The sequence below is a fragment of the Mesorhizobium sp. M0019 genome, from assembly GCF_040323975.1.
In the GTDB taxonomy this organism is placed as follows: Bacteria; Pseudomonadota; Alphaproteobacteria; order Rhizobiales; family Rhizobiaceae; genus Mesorhizobium.
Genome location: NZ_JAMYVK010000051.1, coordinates 15314 through 38566 on the forward strand (window position 1 = coordinate 15314; position 23253 = coordinate 38566).

Below are 23253 nucleotides of genomic sequence, written 5' to 3' on the forward strand. Positions count from 1 at the left end.
GAGACCGACGCTTGCCGAACTTAGAGTTGCCCGTCGAAACGCCCGGATGTTGAGCGCAGTAGGCGAAGTCGCGAGCGGTAGATGCGGCGCTCACATCCGGCGTTAGGGCGGCCGCAACGCACGGACTCTTCGGTCGGTGGAGCTTGGGCAGGTCTACTGCCTGTTTTCTGCGCGACCGCCAATATGCCCTGCAAGATTGGTTTTGACATCAAGCCATCAGAAGCCATCTTGCTAGCAGGCGAAATGAGCCTATACAATGGGTGCCAAGGAGTCCGATATGGCCGAGCCACAACTCTCAGTCCGCAGCGCTAAGGCGCGTGATCTTGCACACCGGCTTGCCCGCCGTGAAAACCGCTCGATTGCGGAGGTGGTCGAGCGCGCCCTCGAATCTTACGAGGTCCGCGAGGCCGGTCGTGAGCCTGCTTCTGCCTTCTATCCGCGGCTTTCAGCGCAATCCGGCACAGACATCGACCTTGAGGCGGTGATCCGTGAGAGTCGCCGGCCGAATCGAGGCGTCGAGCTTTGATCTTTGTCGATACCAACGTCGTTTCCGAAACGTTGAAAAAGACCCCAGACGAGGCAGTCATTGCCTGGCTGATCCGATACGATGCCGAACTCGCGCTTCCAACGGTGACGATTGCCGAGATCGCCTTCGGCATCCAGAAGATAAGACCGGATCAACGTGCCGAACGGCTGGAGCAAGGGTTGGCCGACTGGCGCCGGCGTTTCGCAGACCGCATCTTCGGTCTGACAGAAGAAGCTGCGCTGGTTTATGGGGAAATTATGGGTGCTGCTGCTCGCCAGGGACGCGGCATGTCGGCACCCGATGGCATGATCGCGGCGATCGCTCGAGTAAACGGTGGCCGCCTCGCCACGCGCAATCTGACTGACTTCGAGACGGCAGGACTCGTTCTGACATCTCCGTGGGAGTTCTGAAACGTTTTCCTGTCGGCGCTTTTGTTCAAGCCCCATCTGCCAGTCACAGACGGCCTGAAAGGCCGCCAAGCGCAGGCGAGCGATATCAGGTTCGATTTGCATGCCGTCAAAATCCCTGAAGGTCACTCGAAGCGCCTCACCGGCAGCCTGACCGTAAGGGTACGGCAACCGACCTGACTTTTGTTCAGGAAACCCATTAGGCTCGCTGGGCTTGCGAGACAGCGAGAGGTGCCCGATCTGAAACAGATGCCGGATGTAAAACAATTGAGATTGCTCGGCGTCGTGGCAGCGACGGTGATCGGTCTATACGTCTGCTATCTGCTGGCGTTGCCTTTTTTGCCGGCATTGACCTGGGCGCTCGTCCTGGCAATCGTTCTGTCTCCGGCTCACCGGTGGGTTGAGAGACGGGTCGGAAATCGAAACCTGGCAGCGCTGATATCGGTAAGTGTCGCGGCGATCGCCGTCGGCCTGCCGCTGGCGCTCGTCGCACAACAGCTCGTTCGCGAGGCGGTAAACGGAGCGACTTATCTGGAGGAGGTCATCCGCGGTTGGGACGCAGACGGCTTCATGTCTGGCTATCCCACGCTTTCGGCCATTGCCCAATGGATCGAGAACCAATTCGATCCGGCCGGCTCAGTCGCCGCATTCGTGCAATGGCTGACGGGACAAAGCACATCGCTATTGCGTGGCTCCATCTATCAAGTCGCGATGTTCGGGCTGACATTTTATCTTCTGTTCTATTTTCTGCGCGACCGCCAACATGGCCTGCAAGCCGTCGCGGGCCTGTCGCCCCTGCGCGCTCCGGAGACAGCCTACATCTTGTCCCGCTTTGCGGAGACCGTCCATGCAACACTACTCGGCACCGTGTTCGTCGCCGCCGTCCAGGGAACATTGGGTGGCCTGATATTCTGGTGGCTCGGCCTGCCGACGCCAGTCTTTTGGGGCCTTGTCATGGGACTTCTTGCCATCGTGCCCGTGCTCGGGGCATTTGTGATCTGGGTGCCCGCAGCGGTCTATCTCGCACTGGAGGGAGCTTGGGCCAGTGCGGCGATATTGACCGTCTGGGGCGGCGTCATCGTCGGCGGCATCGACAATCTGCTCTATCCGATGCTTGTCGGGAACCGGTTGCGCCTCCACACGGTGGTGGCCTTTATCGGCGCGGTCGGCGGCATCGTCTTGTTCGGAGCATCCGGCCTTGTCCTCGGACCTGCGGTGATCGCCATCACAATCAGCCTCATCGATGTGCTAAAGACTCGATTGACCGACCGGCCCAAGGCGACGCCGGCGCGCCCTGGTGAGCTACCTCATCAGTCCGTGATGGATTGATCAAGCGCGCGAAAAGGGCGCTGGCCTTCGAGTGGTAGCGCGAAACCTGAACAACCTCTGCGCGATATCTCAATGAAGGCAAGCACATCAGCCAGGCTGCTGTATTGCGGCAAGCTTCCAGTCACCCCCGGCCTGGCGCGTAAAGGTCCACAGTTCGGTTGTCTCCGTCGGCTGATCGGCCTGGCCCTCAATGATCTTGTCGCTGACGCGATCGCGGGTCACGTCGCGAGACTCATAGCGCAAAGCGGCCGTCGCGTAGTCGCGATCACCCTCCCGCCAGCTTTCCGCAATATCGGCCTCCAACAGGCTGACCTCCGAGACGTCGTTCCTGACGCCCTTTTTGGCATTGTCGGCAAGCTCCTCGGACAGATAGGACACCATCTCGGGTGTCGCCAACCGGCGCAATGCAGCATGATCTTCGCGCCCGAATGCCTCCTGAACTTCCGTCAGCCGTTGCTGGAACGTGTCGAGGTCGGTTTTGGTGAGCGTGATCTCATCGGAAGCGTTGGCTTGGCTCGTTCCGCCAAATCCCGACCCCACGCCCGGAATGGGGAATGCTTGGACGTTGCTTGGCTCGGGCCGGGCTGCTGCGTTTCGCCCAAAATTCCCTGCGCCCCGCAAGGCTCCAGCCGTAGCGGGCGCTGGGTTGTAGGCCGATTGCGAGCGGAAAAAGCGGATCGCCAGCATGATCGCGCCGCCGAACAGCAGTACTTGGAGCAAAAGACCCAACATGCCGGCCAAGCCGCCGAACCCATGGCCCAGAAGAACGCCGATCAAACCGCCAAGAAGCAGCCCCCGCATCATCGACCCGCCGAGGCCGTTGAAGAAGCCCGGGCGCTGGAATGCCTGCGGCTGACGGGCCGCATTGTTCGTTGCGGCATTCGGCGACATCGAGCGCTCGACCGGTGCGGCCGGTTGCGGCGCAACTCTGGTCGGCGGGACCGGCTGGAAAGTGCGCATGCCGCGACTGCCGAAGCTGCCGCCACGGCGCGCATCGGCGTGATCCACAGCGACCATGGAAAATGCCAGGAACAACCCCGCAAACACAACTGCAAACCGTCCCCAACGCGAAATCAGCATAGGCAAGTCCTCAAGTGACACTCTTTCCGCTCATATGGGGTGCGTCGATCGAAATATCAGTGAATTGTCCGCCGAGATATTTTCGGGCGGCATGGTCGGCCACCCGCCAGTGTTCACGACGAGAATGTCTGCCCTACCCAAGCGCGATGATCGCTGTTCGATCACGCAGGCTCCCGCACCCGGCCGACCGGTATCGGTCGCGTCAACAGCATCGGTCATGCAAGCCTCTGGTCATCGATCTCCCCGGCGATGATGCCGAGGGTCTCCCGGCGAAGACTCGATTGACATACAGCTTTCCTATGTACTATCAACATATCTGGAAAACCTGCCATACAGGTTTGCCGACTCCTGAACTGGAGATTGCGTGAGCACGGCCGCATCCGCAAAACATTCCGACGCAGCGAGCCTGGTCAGCAATACGATCGGCGAGATCACGCGCCATATCCGCGCGCATGAGCTCGGGCCCGGCGACCGGCTGCCCAGCGAGGCCGCGCTTTCGAGACAATTGAGCGTCTCGCGTACCGTGGTGCGCGAGGCCTTCAGCTCGCTCGCCGCCATGCGGCTTATCGACTTGAGGGCAGGCAGACGGGCTACCGTCGCCGAGCTGGATTATGGCGCCATGTCGCTGGTGATCGAGCATGGCGTCCACACCGAGCAGATCACGGTGCAGCAAATCTACGACGTGCGCCGCACGATTGAGACCCGCACCGCCATGCTGGCGGCCTTGCGCAGAACAGCCGACGAAGTGGAAAGGATCAGGACGCACGCGCTCGCCATGCGCGAGAATTTCCAGCGGCCGGAACAGGTCATGGAGCACGATCTCGCCTTTCACCTCGAAATCGCCAAGGCTGCGAAGAATCCGGTTTTCAGCCTCATCGTCGGCGCGTTCGAGCGCGTATCGCGCCAGACCTGGCCGATCGGCTGGCGGACCCGCCCTTCGGATGCCGAGCAGTTGGCGATGATCCAGATCCATATCGACCTCGCCGAAGCAATCGAGACCGGTGATCCCCAGTCGGCGCGTGACCTGATGGCGAGGCATTTTGACGAGAGCGTCAAGGCCCTGCTGGCGGCCGGCATCGCCTGAGGAGCAGGGGCGCAATGAAGATCACGAAACTGGAAACGCTGCGGCTCGAGGAGCGGCCGAACCTTCTCTGGGTCCTGGTTCACACGGACGAAGGCCTCGTGGGACTGGGCGAGACCTTCTTCATGGCTGAAACCGTCGAGACCTATCTGCACGAATATGTCGCGCCGCGCGTGATCGGGCGCGACCCCTTGCAGATCGACCTGCTTGCCGCCGACCTCGTCGGCTATCTCGGTTTCCGATCGACGGGCGCGGAAGTCAGGGGCAATTCCGCTTTCGATATCGCGCTTTGGGATCTGTTCGGAAAGGCGACGGGTCAGCCGATCGCACAACTCCTCGGCGGGTTCACCAGGCACGAGATCAGGACCTACAACACCTGTGCCGGAACCGAATACATCAAGAAGGCCACCGGGCAGACAACGGCCAACTACGGGCTCGATAAGCCCGGCGACGCCTATGATGATCTGAACGGCTTCCTTCACCGCGCCGACGAACTGGCGCATTCGTTATTGGAGGAAGGCATCACGGCCATGAAGATCTGGCCGTTCGACATGGCCGCCGAGAAAACGCGCGGCCAGTATGTATCGCAGCCCGATTTGAATTCCGCGCTGGTGCCATTCGAGAAAATCCGCAATGCGGTCGGCGACAAGATGGACATCATGGTTGAATTCCATTCAATGTGGCAGCTGCTGCCGGCCATGCAGATCGCTCGCGAGCTTGCCCCCTACAAGACCTTCTGGCACGAAGATCCGATCAGGATGGACAGCCTGTCCAGCCTGAAACGCTATGCCGAGGCTTCGCTGGCGCCGATATCGGCTTCGGAAACGCTCGGTTCCCGGTGGGCCTTCCGCGACCTTCTCGAAACCGGAGCGGCCGGTGTCATCATGCTTGATATCAGCTGGTGCGGCGGGCTCTCGGAGGCGCGCAAGATCGCTGCCATGGCTGAAGCATGGCACCTGCCGGTCGCGCCACATGACTGCACCGGTCCAGTCGTGCTCGGCGCATCGACCCACCTGTCACTGAATGCGCCGAACGCGCTTGTCCAGGAGAGTGTCAGGGCCTTTTACAAGACCTGGTACCGCGACCTTGTGACCGCTTTGCCGCAGGTGAAGAACGGCATGATCACCGTGCCTCCCGGACCGGGCCTCGGCATGGAACTGAACCCGGAGATCGATCGCGCCTTCACGGCGCTTCGACGGGTGACTGACGCATCTACTCTCTGAAAATGAACCTGAAGCAGCTTTCTACGGAGGAGAACCATGAAGAAGCTACTTATCTCGGCAGCCTTGGGAGCAGTACTGGCTGGAGGCTCGGCAATCGGCTTACGCGCACAGGAGCCGATGAACATCGTCTTCACGCATCATTCGTCGGCGTCGAACCCGTTCTGGCAGGCGGTGAAGAAGGGGTTTGACGACGCCTGCGCCAAGATCCAGGCCAATTGCCAGATGGTCTTCACGCAGACCGAAGGCTCGATCGAGCAACAATCGGCCAACATGCAGGCGGCACTCGCGGCAAAACCGGACGCGCTGATCACCTCGATCGTCGACAACAATGCCTTCGACCAGATCATCGCCGACGCCCGCGCTGCCGGCGTCACGGTCATCGCGTCCAACGTCGACGACACCGAGGGTGCAGCCGGCAATGCCCGCCAGGCTTTCATCGGCCAGGGCTTCATTCCCGCCGGCTACGAACTCGGCAAGAAGATGTCCGAGTTCTTCCCCAAGGAAGGCAAGATCAGGGCGCTCGTCGGCGTCTCCGCGCCCGGTCAGAACTGGTCGGAACAGCGCGCTGCCGGCGTCATGAAGTTCCTTGAGGAATACAAGGCCGCGAATGCCGGACGCGAAGTGGTCATTGAACGGCTCGACACCGGCACAGATGGCGCCGTCGTCGCCGATCGTGTTGGCGCCTATTTGTCTGCCCACCCGGACACCACGGTGTATTTCGACACCGGCCTTTGGCATGCCTACGTCGCCCAGGTCCTGGTCGATCGCGGCATCGAGCCGGGCAAGGTGCTGATGGGCGGCTTCGACATCGTCTCGGAAGTCCTGCAACAGATGGAAGCGGGTTACATCCAGGTCCAGGTCGACCAGCAGCCCTACATGCAGGGCTTCATGCCGGTGATGGAAGCCTATCTCGCCAAGAACGTCGGTCTGCTGCCGGCAGACATCGACACCGGCAAAGGCATCATCGTCAAGGAAGACGTGCCAAAGCTCAAGGAACTGGCCGCACAAGGCGTGCGGTAGGCGGCGAAGCCGGCGTCCTCTCCTCGTTCTTTACGGGAGGGGGGCAAGGGTGGGGGGCAGGCCGCGTGGCCTTTGGGCGTTTTAGCTCCACCCCTCATCCTGCCACCACATCTCCCCGTCAAGGGCGGGAGAAGACAGACTGCCGCCATCCCGCTTGCCGATGCGGCAAGCCAGCGCCAACAATCCAGGCCGGAGCGAATGATGAAGCGCTTGATGAAGATTTATCTGGAGAAGCCGGAGCTTGCCGCGGTCGTGTTCCTGCTCCTCCTCCTCCTCGTCTTTCAGATACGCTCGAACGGCGTATTTCTGAATACACAGAACGTGCGCGGAATGCTTGGGCTGCTGCCTGAAATGGGGCTGGTCGCGATCGGCGTGACCCTGCTGATGATATGCGGCGAGTTTGATCTTTCCGTAGGCTCGGTATTTGCGCTGACCCCGATGACCATGGCGGTGATGCTGGCGGCAGGCGTGCCGTTCGCGCCGGCCTTTGCCGCCGGGCTCGCGATCGCCGCCCTGATTGGCTTCTTCAACGGGTTCATAACGATTCGTTTCGCGATACCAAGCTTCATCACCACGCTTGGCATGCTGTTCATCGCGCGTTCGCTGACGGTGGTAATCTCCGGTGGCTTCCCTCCTGTCATCCCAGCCAACGCTCTGCCGAAATGGCTGTTTACGATCTATGTGGGACCGGGCGACCTCTTTCGCATGTCGTTCTTCTGGTTTGTCGCCGTGGCAATCCTGGTGACGGTGCTCCTGTCGCGCACGAATTTCGGCAACTGGGTGCGCGCCACCGGCGGCTTTCTGCCCGCCGCCCAGTCGATGGGCATCCCGACGGCCCGGGTGAAGGTCGCCTGCTTCATGATCTGTTCGGTGCTCGCCGGCTTTGCCGGCACCATTCAGGTGATGCGGCTCGGCGCGCCGCTGCCGTCGATCGGCGAGGGGCTGGAGTTGCAAGCCGTGTCGGCTGCCGTCATCGGTGGCGCCTCGCTGGCTGGCGGCATCGGCACCATCTTCGGCGGCATCATCGGGGCTGCCCTGATCCGCGTCATCGACAACGGACTGGTGCTGAGCCAGGTTGACGCCAACTGGTTCAAGATGGCAATCGGCTTCCTGACTATCTTCGCGGTCGTCGTGAACGCCTGGCTTCGAAAGCGGGGCAGGGCAATGAAGGTGGAGACCTGATCATGGCGGCACCCATCATCGCGATCAAGGGACTCCAGAAATGGTATTCCGGCGTCCACGCCTTGAAGAACGTCACTCTGGACATTTATCCAGACGAGGCGCTGGGCCTCGTCGGCGACAACGGCGCCGGCAAATCGACGCTGATCAACATCCTGTCAGGCACCCAAAAGCCCGATGGCGGCGAGATCAGGATCGACGGTGAACCGGTCCGCTTCTCGAACCCGCGCGACGCCATGGATCGCGGCATCGAGACGATCTACCAGTACAATTCGATGGTCCCGACCATGACCATCGCCCGCAACGTTTTCATCGGACGCGAGCCGGTGAAGGGCTCGGTTTTCGGCATCGGCATCCTGGACCAGAAGCGCATGCGTGACGAAAGCGTCAAGGCGATCGCCGACGTCGATCTGCATCTGAGGTCGCCCGATGCGCTGGTCGGCGAACTGTCGGGCGGCCAGCGCCAAGGCGTGGCGATCGCCCGGGCCATGCACTTCAAGTCGAAAGTCATGATCCTCGACGAGCCGACCAATCATCTCTCGGTGAAGGAGACGCGAAAGGTGATCGGCTTCGTTCGCGCCCTCAAGGGCCAGAACATCACCAGCGTCTTCATCAGCCACAACATGCATCATGTTTTCGAATGCTGTGACCGGGTCGTGGCGATGGCGCGCGGCGAGATCGTTCTCGACAAGCGGATCGGCGAGACTTCGATCGAGGAAATCCACGAGGTTCTGTGACGTGGAGAAGCGATCACTCGCGAGCCACTCTGCTGACAGAGGTCAGTCTGCGCTACGGCTTTTCCGCAAGGATCGCCTCAGCGGTTTTCTCGTCGGTGATCAGCACATCGACGACTCCCAGACGCAACACGGCGCGCAGCACCGGAACCTTGTCGAGGCCGCCGGAGGGCAGGATCACAGTGTCGACGTCGCGCAGATGTTCGGGGGCGAGGCCGATGACACGGCTGTTTAGCGGGTGATCGACGAGTTGTCCGTCGGCGCCGATCCAGTGGCCGCAAATATCGCCGACGGCTCCGGCTTCGCGGAGCGATCTGAGATCATCGTCTCCTACCAGTCCGATCCGAAAGATGGTGGCGTCCTTGTGCACCGCGCCCACCGAAACGAAAGCGGCGTCAACGTCGCGGGCATGGGTGAAGGCGTCTTCCAGAATGGACTGGCGCATAAGCAGATCGCGCGTGGCCTCCGTATCCGTGAACACCGGTGCTGCGATGTAGAAGCATTCCGCATCGAAGAGCGCCGCGAGCCGGGAAGCGATCTCGTAGATGTTGATCGCCGATCCACGTGTGAGCCCGCCAAGCAGGGAAACGACCGACATCCCTCTGACGGGGCGTACGGTCACTGACCGCAGACTAAGCTGGAGCGTCCGTCCCCATCCCACGCCCACCGATATCCCGTCACGGATTCTATGCGACAGGGCTTCACCGGCAGCGGCTGCGATGACCTGTGGCACCAGGGTAGGATCGGGCGGTGTCGGAACCACGATTGGGTCGGAAACGCCATAGGCGTCCCGCAGCCGGTTCTCCAGCTCGATGCAGTTCGCCACCTTGGAATTGATGCGAATCTGAACGATCCCCCGCTGACGGGCATGCGCCAGCATCCGGTTGACGCGAAGACGTGTCAGGCCAAGAGACTTGGCGATTTGCGCCTGGGTGAGGTCACCGACGTAAGCAAGCCAGGCGGCGCGCACGAGCAGCCCTTCCTCGCGATCGGCCGTGACGGAACTCGTTACGGCTTGGCGGCCGTCGCGTTTCTTTCGTGCTGGTTTCTCCATCAGATCATCCTGTCCACTCCGCGGCAGCGGGTCCAGAGCGGCTCGGCGGAGCCATGTGCTCATCGAGATGAGGTATCAATCGAGTTTCCCGGCTCCGCTAGCCTCGATGATAGCGGTCGAAGGACAAAACCAGCGGAGCATCATGGCAAATCGCGTCGATGATGGCCCTCGTCAGCGGCAGGCGATCGTGGGGAAGTACACCCCGGGCCATCATATTCTTCAAAGTCGGACCAAGGTCCAGCGCCAGTTGCGCGCCCTCGACCGTGTCCGAACTCATATGTTCGCGCTTCGCCACCGAATAGGGCAGGCCGCGGCCGAGCAGGCGCCCCATGCGACCGTTACGGCCCGCCTGGCAGGTCACATAAAGATCGCCGGAGCCGGCCAGCCCCAGCACCGTTTCGACCTTTCCACCCAGAGCTTCGACCAGAATCGCCATCTCGGCGAGGGACTGCGAGAAAAGCGACGAGGCTAGGTTGTGCATGAGCGCGCCATTGGGCGCCTTGCCGTCGCGCTCGAGCAGCCCGACGGGAGCCCCAACGGCGAGTGTGTAGAAATTCTTGAACGCAGCGCAGATCTCGACGCCGACGAGATCGGATGACGATCGCGCATGATAGAAAGGCGCGCGCAGAATGCGGGACGCCGCGGCCACCTGGTCGGGATTGTGCCCGGCCAGGATCACAGAGGTGTCGCGCTGTGCCGCCAGTTCGCCGGCAATGCACGGTCCGCCGACGGCCATGACCGGGACAGACAAGCCAGTGCGTTGCTCGATCTCGCGGGCAAGCAGATGTGGCAGGATTCCCACGCCTTCGTCGCTTGCTGCAAGTCCTTTCGTAATCATCAGTATCGGCACGGGCGACTTGATGCTTTCTGCAATGCGGTCGATCGCCCAAGGAATGCCGGCCGACGAGACGCCGAGTACAAGCAGATCGGGTCCATCGTTCATCGCCGCCCCGAATTCGGTCCAGGAACAGGCGGTTACCACATCAGGCAGAGTGATGTTGAGGCGTGGGTGATGACTTGTGCTGGCCACCGAGCCGACGATCTCCTCATCGAGATGGGTCCCGACAAGAGTGATGCGGTTACCAGCGTGAGCGGCCGGAAGCGTCATGGCAGAGCCCATGACGCCGGCGCCGAGGATGAGGATCCGCGCCATTCAACTTCTTCCCTTGTCCAGCCGCTCGCCGCTACCCTGGTCGAACAGGTGGATTCGCTCAGGCGCCGGCTCCAGATGGATCACAGCTCCTGGAGCGAGCTCCATGCGGTCATGCAGCACCGAGCAGATCGCGATGTTGCCCATGCTGGCAAAGATGTGGATTTCGGGGCCGGTCGGCTCGACAACCGTAATCCTCGCCGGAATGCCGCGCCCGTCGGCCACTGGTCGAAGATGTTCGGGGCGAATGCCGTAGATCACCTTTTGGCCGGGCCGAACCGCAGCCCCTGGCGGCAGCGGGAGCGATAGCTCGTCGGTCCGCACCACCCAGACGTCGCGCTCGGCAGCCACCTCGCCATGGAACATGTTCATTGCGGGCGAGCCGATAAAGGAGGCGACGAAGAGATTTGCCGGGCGATCGTAGACATCGAGCGGGCGCCCGATCTGCTCGATATGGCCGTCGCGCATGATGACGATGACATCGGCCATGGTCATGGCCTCGATCTGGTCATGCGTGACATAGACGGTGGTGGTCTTCAGCCGCTGGTGGAGCTCCTTGATTTCGGTGCGCATCTGCACGCGCAGCTTGGCGTCGAGGTTGGACAGCGGCTCGTCGAACAGGAACACAGTTGGGTCCCGCACGATGGCGCGGCCCATGGCGACGCGCTGCCGCTGGCCGCCCGAAAGCTGGCGAGGGTACCGTTCCAGATAGGGGGTCAGATTGAGGATCGCCGCCGCCCATCCGACCTTCTGTTTGATTTCTTCGGTTGGGCGTTTCTTCAACTGCATGGAAAAGGCCATGTTGTCGAAGACGGTCATGTGCGCATAAAGCGCGTAATTCTGGAAGACCATCGCGATGTTGCGGTCTTTGGGATGGAGCGTGTTGACGACCCTGTCGCCTATGGCGATCTCACCGGATGTGATGGGCTCGAGACCGGCTATCATGCGCAACAGCGTGGACTTGCCGCAGCCGGACGGCCCCAACAGAACGACGAACTGGCCATCCTCGATCGAGAGATCGAGTCCATCGATAATCGAGAGGGCGCCATAGTCCTTCTTTATGTTGCTGATGGTGACAGACGCCATAAATTGCTACCCTTCGATTGCCCTTGCGGGTTGGATCGCATTTTCGCTATGCGAGCTATTGGCGATCGGATGCGCTCTCACCATTCGCTCTCCAGAAACTCTTCCAAGAGTCCCGCATCGGCGGCCAGATTGATGAAGGACCATCGACCGCGGATTTCCCGCGAATAGCGAATGGCGTCGTGCCAAAGCGCTCGCGGCAGGCCTAGTTCCGCGCCGGTGACCGGCCCTCCCGCAGCCTTGAGTGCTGCCGCCATGCGGGCGACCGGCATTGCCATGGGCCGAACCTCCTGGCGCAGCGCCGGCCAGATTTCCGCAAGCCTGCGGTTGAAGATTTCCGACTGGCTGGCGTCGAGTGCCGTCTTCTTCATCTCGGCAATGCAAAGTGGTCCAAGCTGCGCTCCATAGCGTGCCAGCATCGCCGCTTCGTCGATGGCGGTCGGCTTCACCTGCGGCGGCTCTTTCATGTCCAGCAGCCGCGCTTGCAGACGCGCCATGACCAGCGAGGCAACCCCAACCTGCTGACCATGCGTGGTGCCGGGATGGCGCTCTCCCGCGAACATGTCGACCCAATGGGAAATCTGGTGCTCTCCCATGGACCCGGGATGGGAAACGCCGGCAAAGCACACGCCCATCGAGCACAGCGTCAGGACGCGCTGGAGATGCCCGACAGCGGTGACGTCATGCCTGGCAAGGCTAGGCGCATGGGCCAGCATCGGCTCCTCATCGCCCGCCTGCAGCAGGTAGGGCACCTCAGAATAGTAAGTGTCGAACAGCCGATGCGAAGCCCACCAGTCGATCTGGGCGGTTGAGCGGCAGAGGCTGTCACCAAGCCCGGCAGCGCTGAGCCAGGCGGGCGCTGCGGCCGACACGCCAAGGTCCAGGAAGATGCCCCGGGGCGCGTGTGAGGGCAGCGAGATCTTGAGCCCGGAGGCCAAGGTCACCGACGCTGTCGAGGCGCCGTAGCCATTCATCGAGGCGGCCGTGCCGAAGACGGCATAGGGCCGCTCGTCGAGAAAGGTTGCATGCTTGCAGCCGTCGTTGAGGACGCCCGACCCGACGGCCACGACCCCGTCGGCGTGACGCGTCTTCTCCCTGACCATCTGGATCATTGCCTCATCGCAGTCGAGGCCGTCAGGCAGCACGATTTCATCGATGTCGGCGATGGCACGCAGCGCCTTCGCGACGCGCCTGCCCATCACATCGACGGTGTTGATATCCGACACAACAGCGATGCGGCTGCCTAGCGCCAGGGGCGCAACGAGATCCGACTCGCGGCCCTCCGTCGTCTCCAGCAGTTCGATCGTCTGGAACGGCAGGACCGCGGCCGCGCCGGTCTTGGGATCTGTCCAGCGTCCCGCGACAACGTCCTCGATCAACGCGTTCCAGTTGGTCGTTTCAGCCATGATCGGCCTCCATGAAGGCCGCGAGGCGCTGGTTCCAGGCTGAAAGCGTTGGCCAAAGATCGGCATGGATCGCAAGAAGTTCGGCGTAGAGCGCGGCCCGTTTCGTGTCCGGTTCGAAGGTTTTGGCCGGCTCGCTGGCCATTGCGAGCGACGCTTCGGCGATGGTGGAAAACCAGCCCACGCCCTTTGCCGCCGCCATCGCCGCGCCAAGCGAGGAGGCTTCGACGGTCGTCGAACGCTTTATGGGACGATCGAGTGCATCCGCCAGAATTTGCATCCACAGGTCGGACTTCGCTCCTCCGCCGATCGCTATGAACTGGTCGATGGTCTGGGCGGCGGCCGCAGCCGCCCGCTGACTTGTCGCGGCCTGATGCAGCGCTATGCCTTCCAGCACGGCGCGATAGATGTCGCCGCGGCGGCTGGAGCCCGAAAGCCCGGCAATCACACCACGGGCCGCACTATCCCAGTGTGGGTCCATGACGCCCTGCCAGTAGGGCAGGAGCATTATGCCGCCTGCGCCGATCGGGCTGGCAGCGGCTTCGGCCTCGAGCGCCTCCAGGGCATCGCTTGCGCCATGCAGATCGACGCCAAGCATCTCGCGCGCCATCCAGTCGACAAGAAAAGTACCGGCGCGAAGGCACGTCTCGTAGATATAGCCATCATCGGCGACCGCCGTCTCGGTGCGGAAGGCCTGGTCGTGGACGTAGTCCGTGCCGAAGCTGCCGGAGACGACCGCCGTCCCGAGGTTGATGTAAGCGCATCGCGCCTGCAACACACCCGCGCCCGTGCCGGCGCATTGACCGTCGCCGCCGCCGGCGACGATCGGCGTGCCCTCCCGCAGGCCCGTCAGCATGGCCGCTTCCGAAGTCAGTTGGCCCAGAACCGTGCCGGGCCGCGCCAGGTCCGGCATCATGCGCCGGGCGACGCCGGCTGCCTCCAGTATATCGTTCGACCATTCCATAGCTCGCATATCGAGTATGCCCATCGGGTCCGCGGATGCGGTGGACGTCACCCACCGGCCGCTCAAGCGAAAGACCAGATAGCCGTGGACTTCGGCCATTCGCTCCACCCGGGCAAAAATCTCGGGCTCTTGCTCGCGGAACCAGATCATGCGGTAAAGGCAAGGAATGACGTCCAGCGGCTTGCCGGATATTGCGTGGACGCGTGCCGCGCCGAAGCTCTCGCCGAAGCGGTGTGCCTTCCGCCGGGCGCGCTCATCGAGCCAGAGCGTTGCGGGCCCGACCGCCTGGCCCTGCTCGTCGAAAAGGCCGAAGCTCTCGCGTTGGTTGGCAATCGCAAGGGCGGCAATGCGTGCCGGCGAAACTGTTGCCGCGACAGCACGAAGCGCCGTGACCGTCGAGGCCCACCATTCGGCCGGATCCTGCTCGAAATAGCCCGAACGCGGGTTCGACAGCGCAAGCGGTGCACGACCTTCAGCCACGGCCAGACCGTTGCGGTCCCAGGCGATCGCCTTGGTTGCCGAGGTCGAGGAATCAATGCCGATGACGAGATCAGGAACCATTGCCGCCACGTTGCCAACGGGCGAGGGCGGTCGAAACCGCCTTCGCCCAAATCACCGATTACCCACTAAAGACCGGCATCCTTGACTTTGCCGTCGACAATGCCGGCAATGGCATCCAGGCATGCCTTGGCGTCGTCGCCATAGTCTTGGCCCGTAAGCAATTTGCCGAGCTCAACCGGAATGTCGTTGTTCGACAAATCCGCCCAGATCGGCATGTCCGGCTCCGATCCCATCTGGTTGTCGATAGTGTATTTGATCGCGTCGAAGTGGCGTGTCGTTCCGGGGCCGACAACGGCCTTCGCCTTGACCCGAGGATCTGTAAAAGAGGAATTGCGCATCGGCGAGGCGCCGCCGCCGAGCGTCGATACCCGCGCCATCACATCCTTCGAGCAGACCCACTGCATGAACAGCCATGCTGCTTCCTTGTTCTTGGAATATTGCGACAGCGAGATCGTCGAGCCGCCCTGGTGGCCGACGGCCGGGATTTCGTTGAAGCCGCAATCGGCGGCGGCTCGACGGCCAGGAACCTCCTTGGGCGCGGGCAGGGCCTCGAACAGGCCTTTGACCTTGGAATCATTGGCGTCGAAGCCGGGGAAATCCTCGCCCCAGGTGATTGCCATGGCGGCCTGACCCTGTGTCAGTGCCTGCCCCTGACCGTCCCAGGTCCACGTCGTCGCCGAGGGCGGCGAGTTCTTGACCAGCTCCTGATAGAATTGCAGCCCGGCCACGCCGCGTTCGTCATTGCCGACAAACTTCTTGTCTTTGTTGAAGATCGAACCGCCATGGCCCCACAATGCGAAGGTCCAGTCGCATTCCAGCGAATAGTGGCCGGACTTCGCCTGGCACGCGGTGCCGAAGATGCCGTTGCTTTTTTCTGCCTCTGTGAGCGCCTGCACGGCCTTGAGGTAAGTGTCGAGGTCTGTCGGCAGGGCAATGTTGTGTTTGTCGAATAGATCCTTGCGGTACATCAGGATGAAGATCGGAATATCGAATGGAATTCCGCACTGTTTGCCGTTGTAAATGGCAATGCCGTCGACCAGCGGCTTGGAGAAATCGTCCCAGTCGAAGTTGGGCATCGCCAGGTCTTTGTTCTGGTCATAATACTCGCGCGGATCGACGACATCCTGGGCAAATGTCGCCATCCAGGACTGGTCGAGATAGTAGACGTCGTAGGTGCCAAGCTGGCCCTGTACGTCTTGCGTCGCCTTGGCGAGAACCTGCTCCAGCGGCACGATCTCGACTTCCACCTCAATGCCGGTTGCCTTGGTGAATTCACCCGCGACAAGCTGGTTGGCAACGATCGTTGGCGGCGTCGCTTCCGAAGTGTAGCGGATTTTGGTGCCGGCATATGGCTTGCCGACGTCGGCCAGCCACTTCAGCATATCGGCGTCCTGGGCGCGGGCTTCTTCAACCCCGAGGCCCAGCATCCCCCGACTGGTGCGGCCACCACCTAGCATGGCTGATCCGAAGGCGGAAAAGCCGACACCAGCGAGCGCCATCTTCCTCATGAAGTCGCGTTTGCTTATTCGGCGCGCCGTAAAGTCATTGCAGGTATCGGCGACGAATGTCTTCTTGTCGTGTTCACTGAAGCTCATGATCGTTCCTCCATTGCGTTTTTGTCGTCGTTCTTCTCGTCTGCGCCTCACTCCTTCAGGGATCCGAGGGTGAGGCCGCGGACCAGATGCCGTTGAACCAGCAGGATAAAGATGAAGCTGGGTATGATCGCGGATGTGCCGAGCGCTGTGATGTAGCCCCACTCGGTCGCGGTCGATGTGACAAAGGTCGAGATCTTCACCGGCACAGTGCGGATCGACGTTGTCAGAAACAGTGAGAGCAGGAACTCGGTCCACGAAAAGATGAAACACAGCACGGCCGTCGCAGCGATGCCGCCCTTGACCATGGGAAGGACGACGCGTCGAAACGTCTGCCAGCGCGTCGCGCCGTCAATCAGCGCCGCCTCATCAACCTCGCGCGGAACATCGTCGAAGAACGACTTCAAAAGCAAAACCGCCAGCGGCAGGTTAATCAAACTGTGAACGAGGATGAGCCCCGTATAAGTATCGCGCAAGCCGAGATCGCGGAACATGAAAACGATCGGAATGACGATCGCGATTGGCGGCATGAAGCGCTGCGAGAGAATCCAGAACAGGAAGGACTGCTGGCCGCTGAACTGCATTCGCGACAGGCAATAGGCGGCCAGCGTGGCCAGCAGCAGCGTCAGCGCCGTCGATCCGACGGCTATGACGGCGCTATCGAGCAACGACTGGCGGGAATCGTAGGAGCTGGCGCCACCCTTGATGACCCCGGCCGCCTCGCCGCCCTGTTCCATGCCGATGTCGACGCGCGAAACGCCAAGCAAGGTCACACGGTAATTGTCCGGCGTCGGCGTGAAACCGGTGTAAACCGGTCCGCTGCGGTCGAAGATCGCCGAATAGGGTTTGATGGACGACAGCGCCCACCACGCGATCGGGAACATGAAGATCGCCACCACCAGGACGGCGAGCACGTCACGGGTGATCGTTTGGGCGCGCGACGACTCCATCAGAACCTCACCTTGAACAGCCTGACGAACAGGTTCGACACGACGATCAAGACGACGAGCACGATCAGCGACAGGGTCGCGGCATAGGGAAAGTCTCCGGTGAAGTAGATTCGACCCGCGTAGAATGAAAGTGTCTCGGTGGCCGTGCCTGGCCCGCCGGCGGTGATGATGTAAACGTAGTCGTAGATGCGAAAGAGATCGACGCCGCGGATCAGCACCGCGACCGCTATCACCTTGCGCAGCATGGGCAATGTGAGCCGCAAGAACGTCTGGATGCCGTTGGCGCCGTCGATCGCGGCGGCTTCGAAAGGTTCCTTCGGCAGCGCCCTGAGCCCTGCTAGGATGATGAGCACCATGAACGGCGTCCATTGCCATATGTCTGCCAGCAGGATCGCCGCCAATGCGGTTCCGGGCTGCGTCAGGATCGGCTGTGCCGGCGAGATCAGGTCGAGGGCATAGAGGTAGAACGACAGGACGCCGAAAGAGCCGTCCTGCATCAGCAGGAACATCATTCCGGTCACGGCAGGCGGCACCACCAGCGGCAGTGTCATCAGCGCCCGCAGCACGCCGTAACCTTTGCGATCGGTGTCAAGCAGAAGGGCAATGAGGATGCCGAGCGCAAGCTGAACCGCAAGCGCGACGAAGGTGTAGATCAGCGTGGTTTCCAGCGAATGCCACATACGCGCATCCGAGAAGGCGCGCGTCCATTGGTGGAGCCCGGCGAAGTCGAGTTGCCGGGAAACGACATTGCGTTTGTGAAACGACAGCCAGACTGAATAGGCGAGGGGATAGATGCCGAAAACGAGAAGCATCACCGTGATCGGCGCGAGCCAGGGAAAAGGATGCTCGGCCGTCATGAACCGGGGTAGGGCCCACCTGGAAGTCGGCCGCGTGAGGATAGCGCTGCTCACGTGCAAATCTCCGCTCGGTCACAGAGACGCATCGGCCTTCTCCCTATCGGCCAGATTGTGCCAACTTGAACTTTTGTAAGTTTGTTGTGCCTTTTGTTAAGAACGTGTCGGACGGCCGCCGATTTGTCAAGTGTCGGGTCTGTCAGCGCTCAAGGGATTTGCTCGTGGTAGATCCCGACATCGCCGGGTATGAAGTTGTTTTTGGAGGGATCGCCGGTAAATGCGGTGGACCAGCATCAAAAGCACTCAGGGCCGCCGCCAACTTTGGCAGCCCAAGGAAAGCTACGGAAAGCATCGAGGAGATCGGGAGGACAGCCCGGGGGCTTTTGGAACTCCCCTTAATCCGGCAACAGGATCTGAAGCTTTACGTCCGCGGGCCGGGCTTCGACTGCGCGGTCGAACGCGGTGATGGAATCTTCAAACGGGAAGGTCGCCGAAATGAGTGGCTTTAGGTCGACCCGGCCCGACCCCATCAGCGCGATTGCCCGCTCATATTGGTGGGCATATCGGAACACAGTCTCGATGCGGACTTCCTTGGTCGAGGCGGTGGCAATGTCGAGCGCCACAGGCGCCACCGGCAGGCCGACCACCACCACCGCGCCGCCGGGCCGCGGCAGATCGAGCAGGGTCTCCCATGCCTTGGACGAGCCCGAGCATTCGAAAACGACATCGGCGCCCCAGCCATCGGTCAGGAGCTTTACCTCCGCCGCCAGGTTCTTGTCGCGGATGTTGACCGGGATCACGCCTTGATAGCCGCTGGCGATGTCGAGCTTGGGTTGGGCGAAATCTGCAACAATGGCGCGGGCGCACCCGCCGGCGAGTGCCGCGATCGCCACCATCGTCCCGATCGGCCCGGCGCCAATCACCACCGCCGTGTCACCAGGCGCGATCTTTGCTTTGGCAGCCGCCTGCATGCCGACAGCGAAGGGCTCCACCATGGCGCCTTCGGCGAAGCTGACATCGTCGGGCAGTTTGAATGTGTAGTTGGCGGGGTGGACGACATAGGGCGTCAACACACCGTGGATCGGCGGCGTTGCCCAGAATCTGACAGCTGGGTCAATGTTGTAGAGACCGAGCCGGCTCGCCCGCGAATTGGGATCGGGGATACCCGGCTCCATGCAGACGCGGTCGCCGACCTTCAGATGCTCGACGCCTTCCCCTGTTTCGACGACGGTGCCGGCGGCTTCGTGGCCCAAGACCATCGGCGCTTCGACCACGAACGGGCCGATGCGGCCATGCGTGTAGTAGTGCACGTCCGAGCCGCAGATGCCCACCGTATGGATCTTGATGCGAACTTCGCCCGCGCCGACGGTCTGTGGCCGATCGATCTCACGCAGCTTGAGTTCGTGCTGGCGTTCAAGGACAAGGGCGCGAATGTTCGTCATCGACGTAGTCTCCTCTATAGCCGACTGTTCGAGGCCTCCGCGACCTTGCTTGCATTCGGCACGTTCATCATAGCCGCTCATTCACGGCTTCAAAATCCAGTTCGGAAACGGGTGTTGCAAGATTCCGACTATCCGTACCAACTTCCCGGCCAAGGGACTTTGAAGGCCGACCAGCCGCTGCCGAATTTCGTTTGGATCATTCAGGGTACTCTGAGGTATCAAGTGATAGATTCGGCATCAGGATAGGAACCAGTGTTTAGAGGGCGACGTGCACACTCGCTGCACACAAAGTTCTCCCTTCTTTCGGTTCTGTTTTGTCGAAGAGGCAACAGGGCATGCTGTGACGCGATGTTTGAGAAATTGTCGCCCGGCTTTGGCTGCCCGGGCGACAGAGCACCTGACAGGGCGCCGTAGCACGACGAAAGAGGGTCTTTTTACTGGGTCTGCGAGATGCTTCTGAGGGCTTCGGCAAAGCACAGGGTGGCCGAACCCGTCGCGGTCCGACGGCGAAGGCTCCGCGTTAGGCGATGTAGGTGCTGCGTCGATCATGGCTCCACCAGTTGCTGGATTGCGTGCATCGGTAGGACGAGCCGGAGGGAGTCCGGCAGCCACACGAAGCCGTTTCCCTCATAGAAGGCAACGGCGCGCTCGCTGATGGCATCCACCACCAGCATCGAGGAACCGACTGTGGCCGCGCTCGCATAGGCGCGCCGCACGGCGTCGGCGAGAAGCATCGCACCCAGGCGTTCGCCCTGACGGGCTTCCGAGACCGCCAGCCGTCCGATCAGCGTGGCGCTGACCAGCGGATAGCGCGGGATGTGCTTGCGCGCGGCGGCCGGCACGTTGCCCTGTGCAAGGCTGGTTGCGCAAAGCGTATAATAGCCCAGCACGACATCCGGTTTATCAGGCTCCACTAGAATGAAGACCCCATTCGCCTTGCGCCGCACATCTTGGCTTGCCTGCGTCCGGAGATAACGGTCGAGTCTGTCGACGCCGCAGGCAAAGCCGTCCCGGTCGTGATGCGACGCGAGCGCCTCGATCTTCAAATCTGGCCGAGACGCCGCCATGCTCAGGACGCGACCCGGCGCTTGTGCTCGGCCAAGGCGCGGACCAGCCGCTCACTCGGCTCTGGCGGATTGACCAGCGCGTCGAAGAATGCCGCGCGGTCGCGATCGGACAGCACCAACGTCTCATGCTCGGCGATCGTGCGGCGCGCGGTGTCAGTGAGCGCAGTGACGCAGAAGTCGCTGACTTTGCGTCGTGACAGATGCGCTGCCCGCTCGATAAGATCCTTAGTCTCTTCATCCAACCGGAATCCGAGGCGTTCGACGCGGTTGGGCGTCTCTCGTTCGATCTGGGGCTGTTTGCGCGGCATTGGGATCACTCCTGTCATGGTCTATGTTTCGCAGACAATGTACGTCACATAGACGAACAAATCAAACCGATTTCTGCCTTTCATCCACGCGCTGGTGGTCGAACATCAGCTTCGCCCGCTGTTCGGCTTCTACTGGGTGCTGACGGTCCAGGCAGGCAGGCTCTTCGACAGCCCGCTTCTTCTGTCCCTGTTGTGGTTTACGCTCGGCCAGCAAGAGTGTTCAATGCGTAACGTGTGTATCGTCGTTCGCCAGTTCTAATCAGTGCACCCTTGGCAACGAGGTCCTGCAAATCTCTTGTCGCTGACGCGCGAGATGCCTGAGTGATGGCGATGTAATTCTCGGCGCTGAGACCGCCCTTGAAACCATCTATACCTTCGCGGAACATCCGGGTGATGGCCTTTTCCTGTCGCTCGTTGAAGTGACCGTGGTAGCGTTCGTAAAACTTGGCCTTGGCGACGGAGAATTCGACACGGGCAAGCGTTACGCGCTGCGCCTCAAGGATCGTTTTAGCGAAGTAGAGCAGCCAATCCGTAATCGCGTTGCTCTTGTTGCTGGCCTCGAGATTGTCGTAGTAGGCCTTGCGGTGGCGTTCAATCGTGTACGCCAAAGCGATGAGACTGGGCTCACCCAGGCTTTGCGCCAACGCCTTTTCGCAGAGGGCACGCCCTATGCGCCCGTTGCCATCCTCGAACGGGTGAATGCTCTCGAAATAAAGGTGCGCGATTCCGGCACGCGTCAACGCCGGAATCGGTATCTTGCCTTTGGGCGCGGTTACGTTGAACCAAGCCGCGAAGGCGTCCATTTCGGTCTTCACCCGGGCCGACGGCGGCGCTTCGAAATGCACTTTGGGCTTATCCAGCCGATTGGAAACGATTTGCATAGCATCGGCATGCTGGCGGTAGCTGCCGATGGTCCCGATACCCCGCTCACCCGACATCACCATCTTGTGCCAAGCGTAGAGGGTGCGGTGCGAGAGTGTATCGGCGAAATGCAAGTAAACATCGGCCGTCATTTCAGCGATGCCGCGCTCGGCCGGCGGAATGTGCCTGATCTCGCTTCCCAGGCCAAGTTGCTGGCGTAAGGATGATTGCAGACTCTCGCGGTTGAGGTATTCCCCTTCAATCGCGGATGTCTTCAAGGCCTCTTCGCTGATAAGGTCGATGCGGATCTGGTCGCGATCGTTGGCACCCACATGACGAAAGACGCCCAGGAACTCGCCCGATCGCAACAGGAACTCGCTTTCCAGCGGTTCCAATACCTTCTCAGCGTAGGTAAAATGCGGCCAGTCAGCCTGCTCCCAATTCCATACCATGAGTTATAGAGCACCTTTCTATAACTCATTATGCCACGACAGGTGAGCTATAGCAATCCTCGCTATGCCTCAGGGTCTTCTCGGATACGTCAACAATTGGCGAACGTGTTCGGGTTCGAGTTGTAGACCGCTATATCGCAAGACCCAGTGTTGAGGAGGCGTTCTTGCGGTCGCGCCAATCTGTTTGATTGCAGTTTGAGCTGATCGATCAACCCCCGGGCGGCACCGCAGATTTTCCTGATTGCGCCGGAGTTGATCCAACCCAGGTCGGCTCTGAAAGGGCCGCTGGACACGTTGAAGGACATAGCTTGAGGAGCCCCGAGAACCGGTCTTTGCACAGCTCCCCTCACGCAGGTATCAAGGGCCGACACGTGTAGCGTCATTATGGAAATCAGCGGCGGTTCGTACCTCACAGGCGTGCGCGGCTTTGCCTGTTCAAGATGTGGGCACGGCTCGGATGATCTGAACCGGTAGGCTGGAGCACGGAGCCGGCCCCGACGGGCGCCTCGGGCTGGGCTCCGGGAACTGTCCTGTCCCTTGGCACTGGAACCCTGATTTCGGGCCAGTCCAACTGGCGGTTGCTAGACGTATAGCAACTCATGCGCCTAAGTTTGCCTACGGCCCGCGCGCACCTGGCAAGCCCGCCCACCCTAGTCCCCCGCTTGGTGCAACAGCGCCCGTCCCGCCCCGCCGCACCTAACCGTGCGGCGGGCTTTTTTTCACGCGGTGGAACACCGGCGCGCAGGGAAGTTCGGGGCATGCCGCATACCCTTCGCCTCACAGTATTGCTGCCGGATCGCTTGCCCTGATCGGCCCACGTCGTCGATCGACAAAGGTTCATTATGGAGCGACAACGCTCGCTAGGGCTTCCCGATGATGGGAGTCATGCTCGGTCCTTTCTCGGCAGAGAGCGGGCAACAAGCCGAAGGCGTT

21 protein-coding genes are annotated in these 23253 nt (G+C 61.4%); 8 read left to right on the forward strand and 13 right to left on the reverse strand.

The window, feature by feature from the left end; genetic code table 11:
• Positions 1-277: 277 nt before the first annotated feature.
• From NKK47_RS28045 to NKK47_RS28055, 3 genes are all read left to right on the forward strand, one after another.
• Positions 278-526, forward strand: coding sequence for a plasmid stabilization protein (locus NKK47_RS28045; RefSeq protein WP_352455498.1), 249 nt, complete (start codon positions 278-280; stop codon positions 524-526).
• Positions 523-936 (forward strand): type II toxin-antitoxin system VapC family toxin, encoded by a 414-nt coding sequence (locus NKK47_RS28050; RefSeq protein WP_352579037.1) that lies wholly within the window; start codon positions 523-525, stop codon positions 934-936. The genes NKK47_RS28045 and NKK47_RS28050 overlap by 4 nt, the downstream gene beginning before the upstream one ends.
• A 228-nt stretch (positions 937-1164) precedes the next feature.
• Complete coding sequence (locus NKK47_RS28055) at positions 1165-2262, forward strand: AI-2E family transporter (protein ID WP_352579038.1); 1098 nt, start codon at positions 1165-1167, stop codon at positions 2260-2262.
• A gap of 87 nt (positions 2263-2349) precedes the next feature.
• On the opposite strand, the gene NKK47_RS28060 is transcribed toward NKK47_RS28055, so the two are convergent.
• Entirely contained in the window at positions 2350-3339 is a 990-nt protein-coding gene (locus NKK47_RS28060) for a Tim44 domain-containing protein (protein WP_352579055.1), read from the reverse strand.
• A 367-nt stretch (positions 3340-3706) separates the two neighbouring features.
• Here NKK47_RS28060 and NKK47_RS28065 point away from each other — a divergent pair, with 367 nt between their 5' ends.
• The 5 genes from NKK47_RS28065 (at position 3707) to NKK47_RS28085 (ending at position 8582) form a co-directional block, all read left to right on the forward strand.
• Entirely contained in the window at positions 3707-4426 is a 720-nt protein-coding gene (locus NKK47_RS28065) for a FadR/GntR family transcriptional regulator (protein WP_352570962.1), read from the forward strand.
• 14 nt (positions 4427-4440) lie between these two features.
• Positions 4441-5646 (forward strand): mandelate racemase/muconate lactonizing enzyme family protein, encoded by a 1206-nt coding sequence (locus NKK47_RS28070; protein WP_352579039.1) that lies wholly within the window; start codon positions 4441-4443, stop codon positions 5644-5646.
• A 36-nt stretch (positions 5647-5682) separates the two neighbouring features.
• A complete protein-coding gene (locus NKK47_RS28075; protein ID WP_502905063.1) occupies positions 5683-6666 on the forward strand; it encodes a sugar ABC transporter substrate-binding protein in 984 nt (327 codons plus the stop codon).
• Positions 6667-6867: 201 nt separating this feature from the next.
• Positions 6868-7848: an ABC transporter permease gene (locus tag NKK47_RS28080; RefSeq protein WP_352455503.1), complete on the forward strand. Its 981-nt coding sequence runs from the start codon at positions 6868-6870 to the stop codon at positions 7846-7848.
• Positions 7849-7850: 2 nt separating this feature from the next.
• A complete protein-coding gene (locus tag NKK47_RS28085; RefSeq protein WP_352579040.1) occupies positions 7851-8582 on the forward strand; it encodes an ATP-binding cassette domain-containing protein in 732 nt (243 codons plus the stop codon).
• Between the two features lie 52 nt (positions 8583-8634).
• Here the strand turns inward: NKK47_RS28085 and NKK47_RS28090 are convergent, their stop codons facing one another.
• The 12 genes from NKK47_RS28090 to NKK47_RS28145 all read right to left on the reverse strand — a co-directional run bounded on the left by NKK47_RS28090 (position 8635) and on the right by NKK47_RS28145 (position 22320).
• On the reverse strand, positions 8635-9549 hold the full coding sequence (locus NKK47_RS28090) for a sugar-binding transcriptional regulator (protein WP_352579041.1): 915 nt from the start codon (positions 9547-9549) through the stop codon (positions 8635-8637).
• A 181-nt stretch (positions 9550-9730) separates the two neighbouring features.
• Positions 9731-10786 carry a hypothetical protein gene (locus tag NKK47_RS28095; protein WP_352579042.1) on the reverse strand — a complete coding sequence of 352 codons (1056 nt, stop codon included), beginning with the start codon at positions 10784-10786 and terminating at the stop codon, positions 9731-9733.
• Positions 10787-11869, reverse strand: a complete 1083-nt coding sequence (locus NKK47_RS28100; protein WP_352579043.1) for an ABC transporter ATP-binding protein — start codon at positions 11867-11869, stop codon at positions 10787-10789.
• 77 nt (positions 11870-11946) lie between these two features.
• Positions 11947-13272 (reverse strand): iron-containing alcohol dehydrogenase, encoded by a 1326-nt coding sequence (locus NKK47_RS28105; protein WP_352579044.1) that lies wholly within the window; start codon positions 13270-13272, stop codon positions 11947-11949.
• A complete protein-coding gene (locus NKK47_RS28110) occupies positions 13265-14794 on the reverse strand; it encodes a xylulokinase (RefSeq protein ID WP_352579045.1) in 1530 nt (509 codons plus the stop codon). Before NKK47_RS28110 ends, NKK47_RS28105 begins: the two co-directional genes overlap by 8 nt.
• A gap of 65 nt (positions 14795-14859) precedes the next feature.
• Positions 14860-16389, reverse strand: a complete 1530-nt coding sequence (locus tag NKK47_RS28115; RefSeq protein WP_352579046.1) for an ABC transporter substrate-binding protein — start codon at positions 16387-16389, stop codon at positions 14860-14862.
• Between the two features lie 47 nt (positions 16390-16436).
• The gene (locus NKK47_RS28120; protein ID WP_352579047.1) at positions 16437-17336 is read right to left on the reverse strand and encodes a carbohydrate ABC transporter permease; all 900 of its coding nucleotides are present in this window, start codon (positions 17334-17336) and stop codon (positions 16437-16439) included.
• On the reverse strand, positions 17336-18247 hold the full coding sequence (locus tag NKK47_RS28125) for a carbohydrate ABC transporter permease (RefSeq protein WP_292655834.1): 912 nt from the start codon (positions 18245-18247) through the stop codon (positions 17336-17338). Before NKK47_RS28125 ends, NKK47_RS28120 begins: the two co-directional genes overlap by 1 nt.
• 338 nt (positions 18248-18585) lie before the next feature.
• Positions 18586-19632 (reverse strand): NAD(P)-dependent alcohol dehydrogenase, encoded by a 1047-nt coding sequence (locus NKK47_RS28130; RefSeq protein WP_352579048.1) that lies wholly within the window; start codon positions 19630-19632, stop codon positions 18586-18588.
• Positions 19633-20177: 545 nt separating this feature from the next.
• The gene (locus NKK47_RS28135; protein WP_352579049.1) at positions 20178-20678 is read right to left on the reverse strand and encodes a GNAT family N-acetyltransferase; all 501 of its coding nucleotides are present in this window, start codon (positions 20676-20678) and stop codon (positions 20178-20180) included.
• Between the two features lie 23 nt (positions 20679-20701).
• Positions 20702-21007 (reverse strand): type II toxin-antitoxin system TacA family antitoxin, encoded by a 306-nt coding sequence (locus tag NKK47_RS28140; protein WP_352455514.1) that lies wholly within the window; start codon positions 21005-21007, stop codon positions 20702-20704.
• Between the two features lie 197 nt (positions 21008-21204).
• The gene (locus NKK47_RS28145; protein ID WP_352579050.1) at positions 21205-22320 is read right to left on the reverse strand and encodes a Fic family protein; all 1116 of its coding nucleotides are present in this window, start codon (positions 22318-22320) and stop codon (positions 21205-21207) included.
• Between the last annotated feature and the right edge of the window lie 933 nt (positions 22321-23253).

Coding starts and splice junctions, on each gene's coding strand:
- NKK47_RS28045 (WP_352455498.1), top strand. CDS start 278: ATGGCCGAGCCACAACTCTCAGTCCGCAGCGCTAAGGCGCGTGATCTT.
- NKK47_RS28070 (WP_352579039.1), top strand. CDS start 4,441: ATGAAGATCACGAAACTGGAAACGCTGCGGCTCGAGGAGCGGCCGAAC.
- NKK47_RS28075 (WP_502905063.1), top strand. CDS start 5,683: ATGAAGAAGCTACTTATCTCGGCAGCCTTGGGAGCAGTACTGGCTGGA.
- NKK47_RS28080 (WP_352455503.1), top strand. CDS start 6,868: ATGAAGCGCTTGATGAAGATTTATCTGGAGAAGCCGGAGCTTGCCGCG.
- NKK47_RS28085 (WP_352579040.1), top strand. CDS start 7,851: ATGGCGGCACCCATCATCGCGATCAAGGGACTCCAGAAATGGTATTCC.
- NKK47_RS28095 (WP_352579042.1), bottom strand. CDS start 10,786: ATGGCGCGGATCCTCATCCTCGGCGCCGGCGTCATGGGCTCTGCCATG.
- NKK47_RS28100 (WP_352579043.1), bottom strand. CDS start 11,869: ATGGCGTCTGTCACCATCAGCAACATAAAGAAGGACTATGGCGCCCTC.
- NKK47_RS28105 (WP_352579044.1), bottom strand. CDS start 13,272: ATGGCTGAAACGACCAACTGGAACGCGTTGATCGAGGACGTTGTCGCG.
- NKK47_RS28110 (WP_352579045.1), bottom strand. CDS start 14,794: ATGGTTCCTGATCTCGTCATCGGCATTGATTCCTCGACCTCGGCAACC.
- NKK47_RS28115 (WP_352579046.1), bottom strand. CDS start 16,389: ATGAGCTTCAGTGAACACGACAAGAAGACATTCGTCGCCGATACCTGC.
- NKK47_RS28120 (WP_352579047.1), bottom strand. CDS start 17,336: ATGGAGTCGTCGCGCGCCCAAACGATCACCCGTGACGTGCTCGCCGTC.
- NKK47_RS28130 (WP_352579048.1), bottom strand. CDS start 19,632: ATGACGAACATTCGCGCCCTTGTCCTTGAACGCCAGCACGAACTCAAG.
- NKK47_RS28140 (WP_352455514.1), bottom strand. CDS start 21,007: ATGCCGCGCAAACAGCCCCAGATCGAACGAGAGACGCCCAACCGCGTC.
- NKK47_RS28145 (WP_352579050.1), bottom strand. CDS start 22,320: ATGGTATGGAATTGGGAGCAGGCTGACTGGCCGCATTTTACCTACGCT.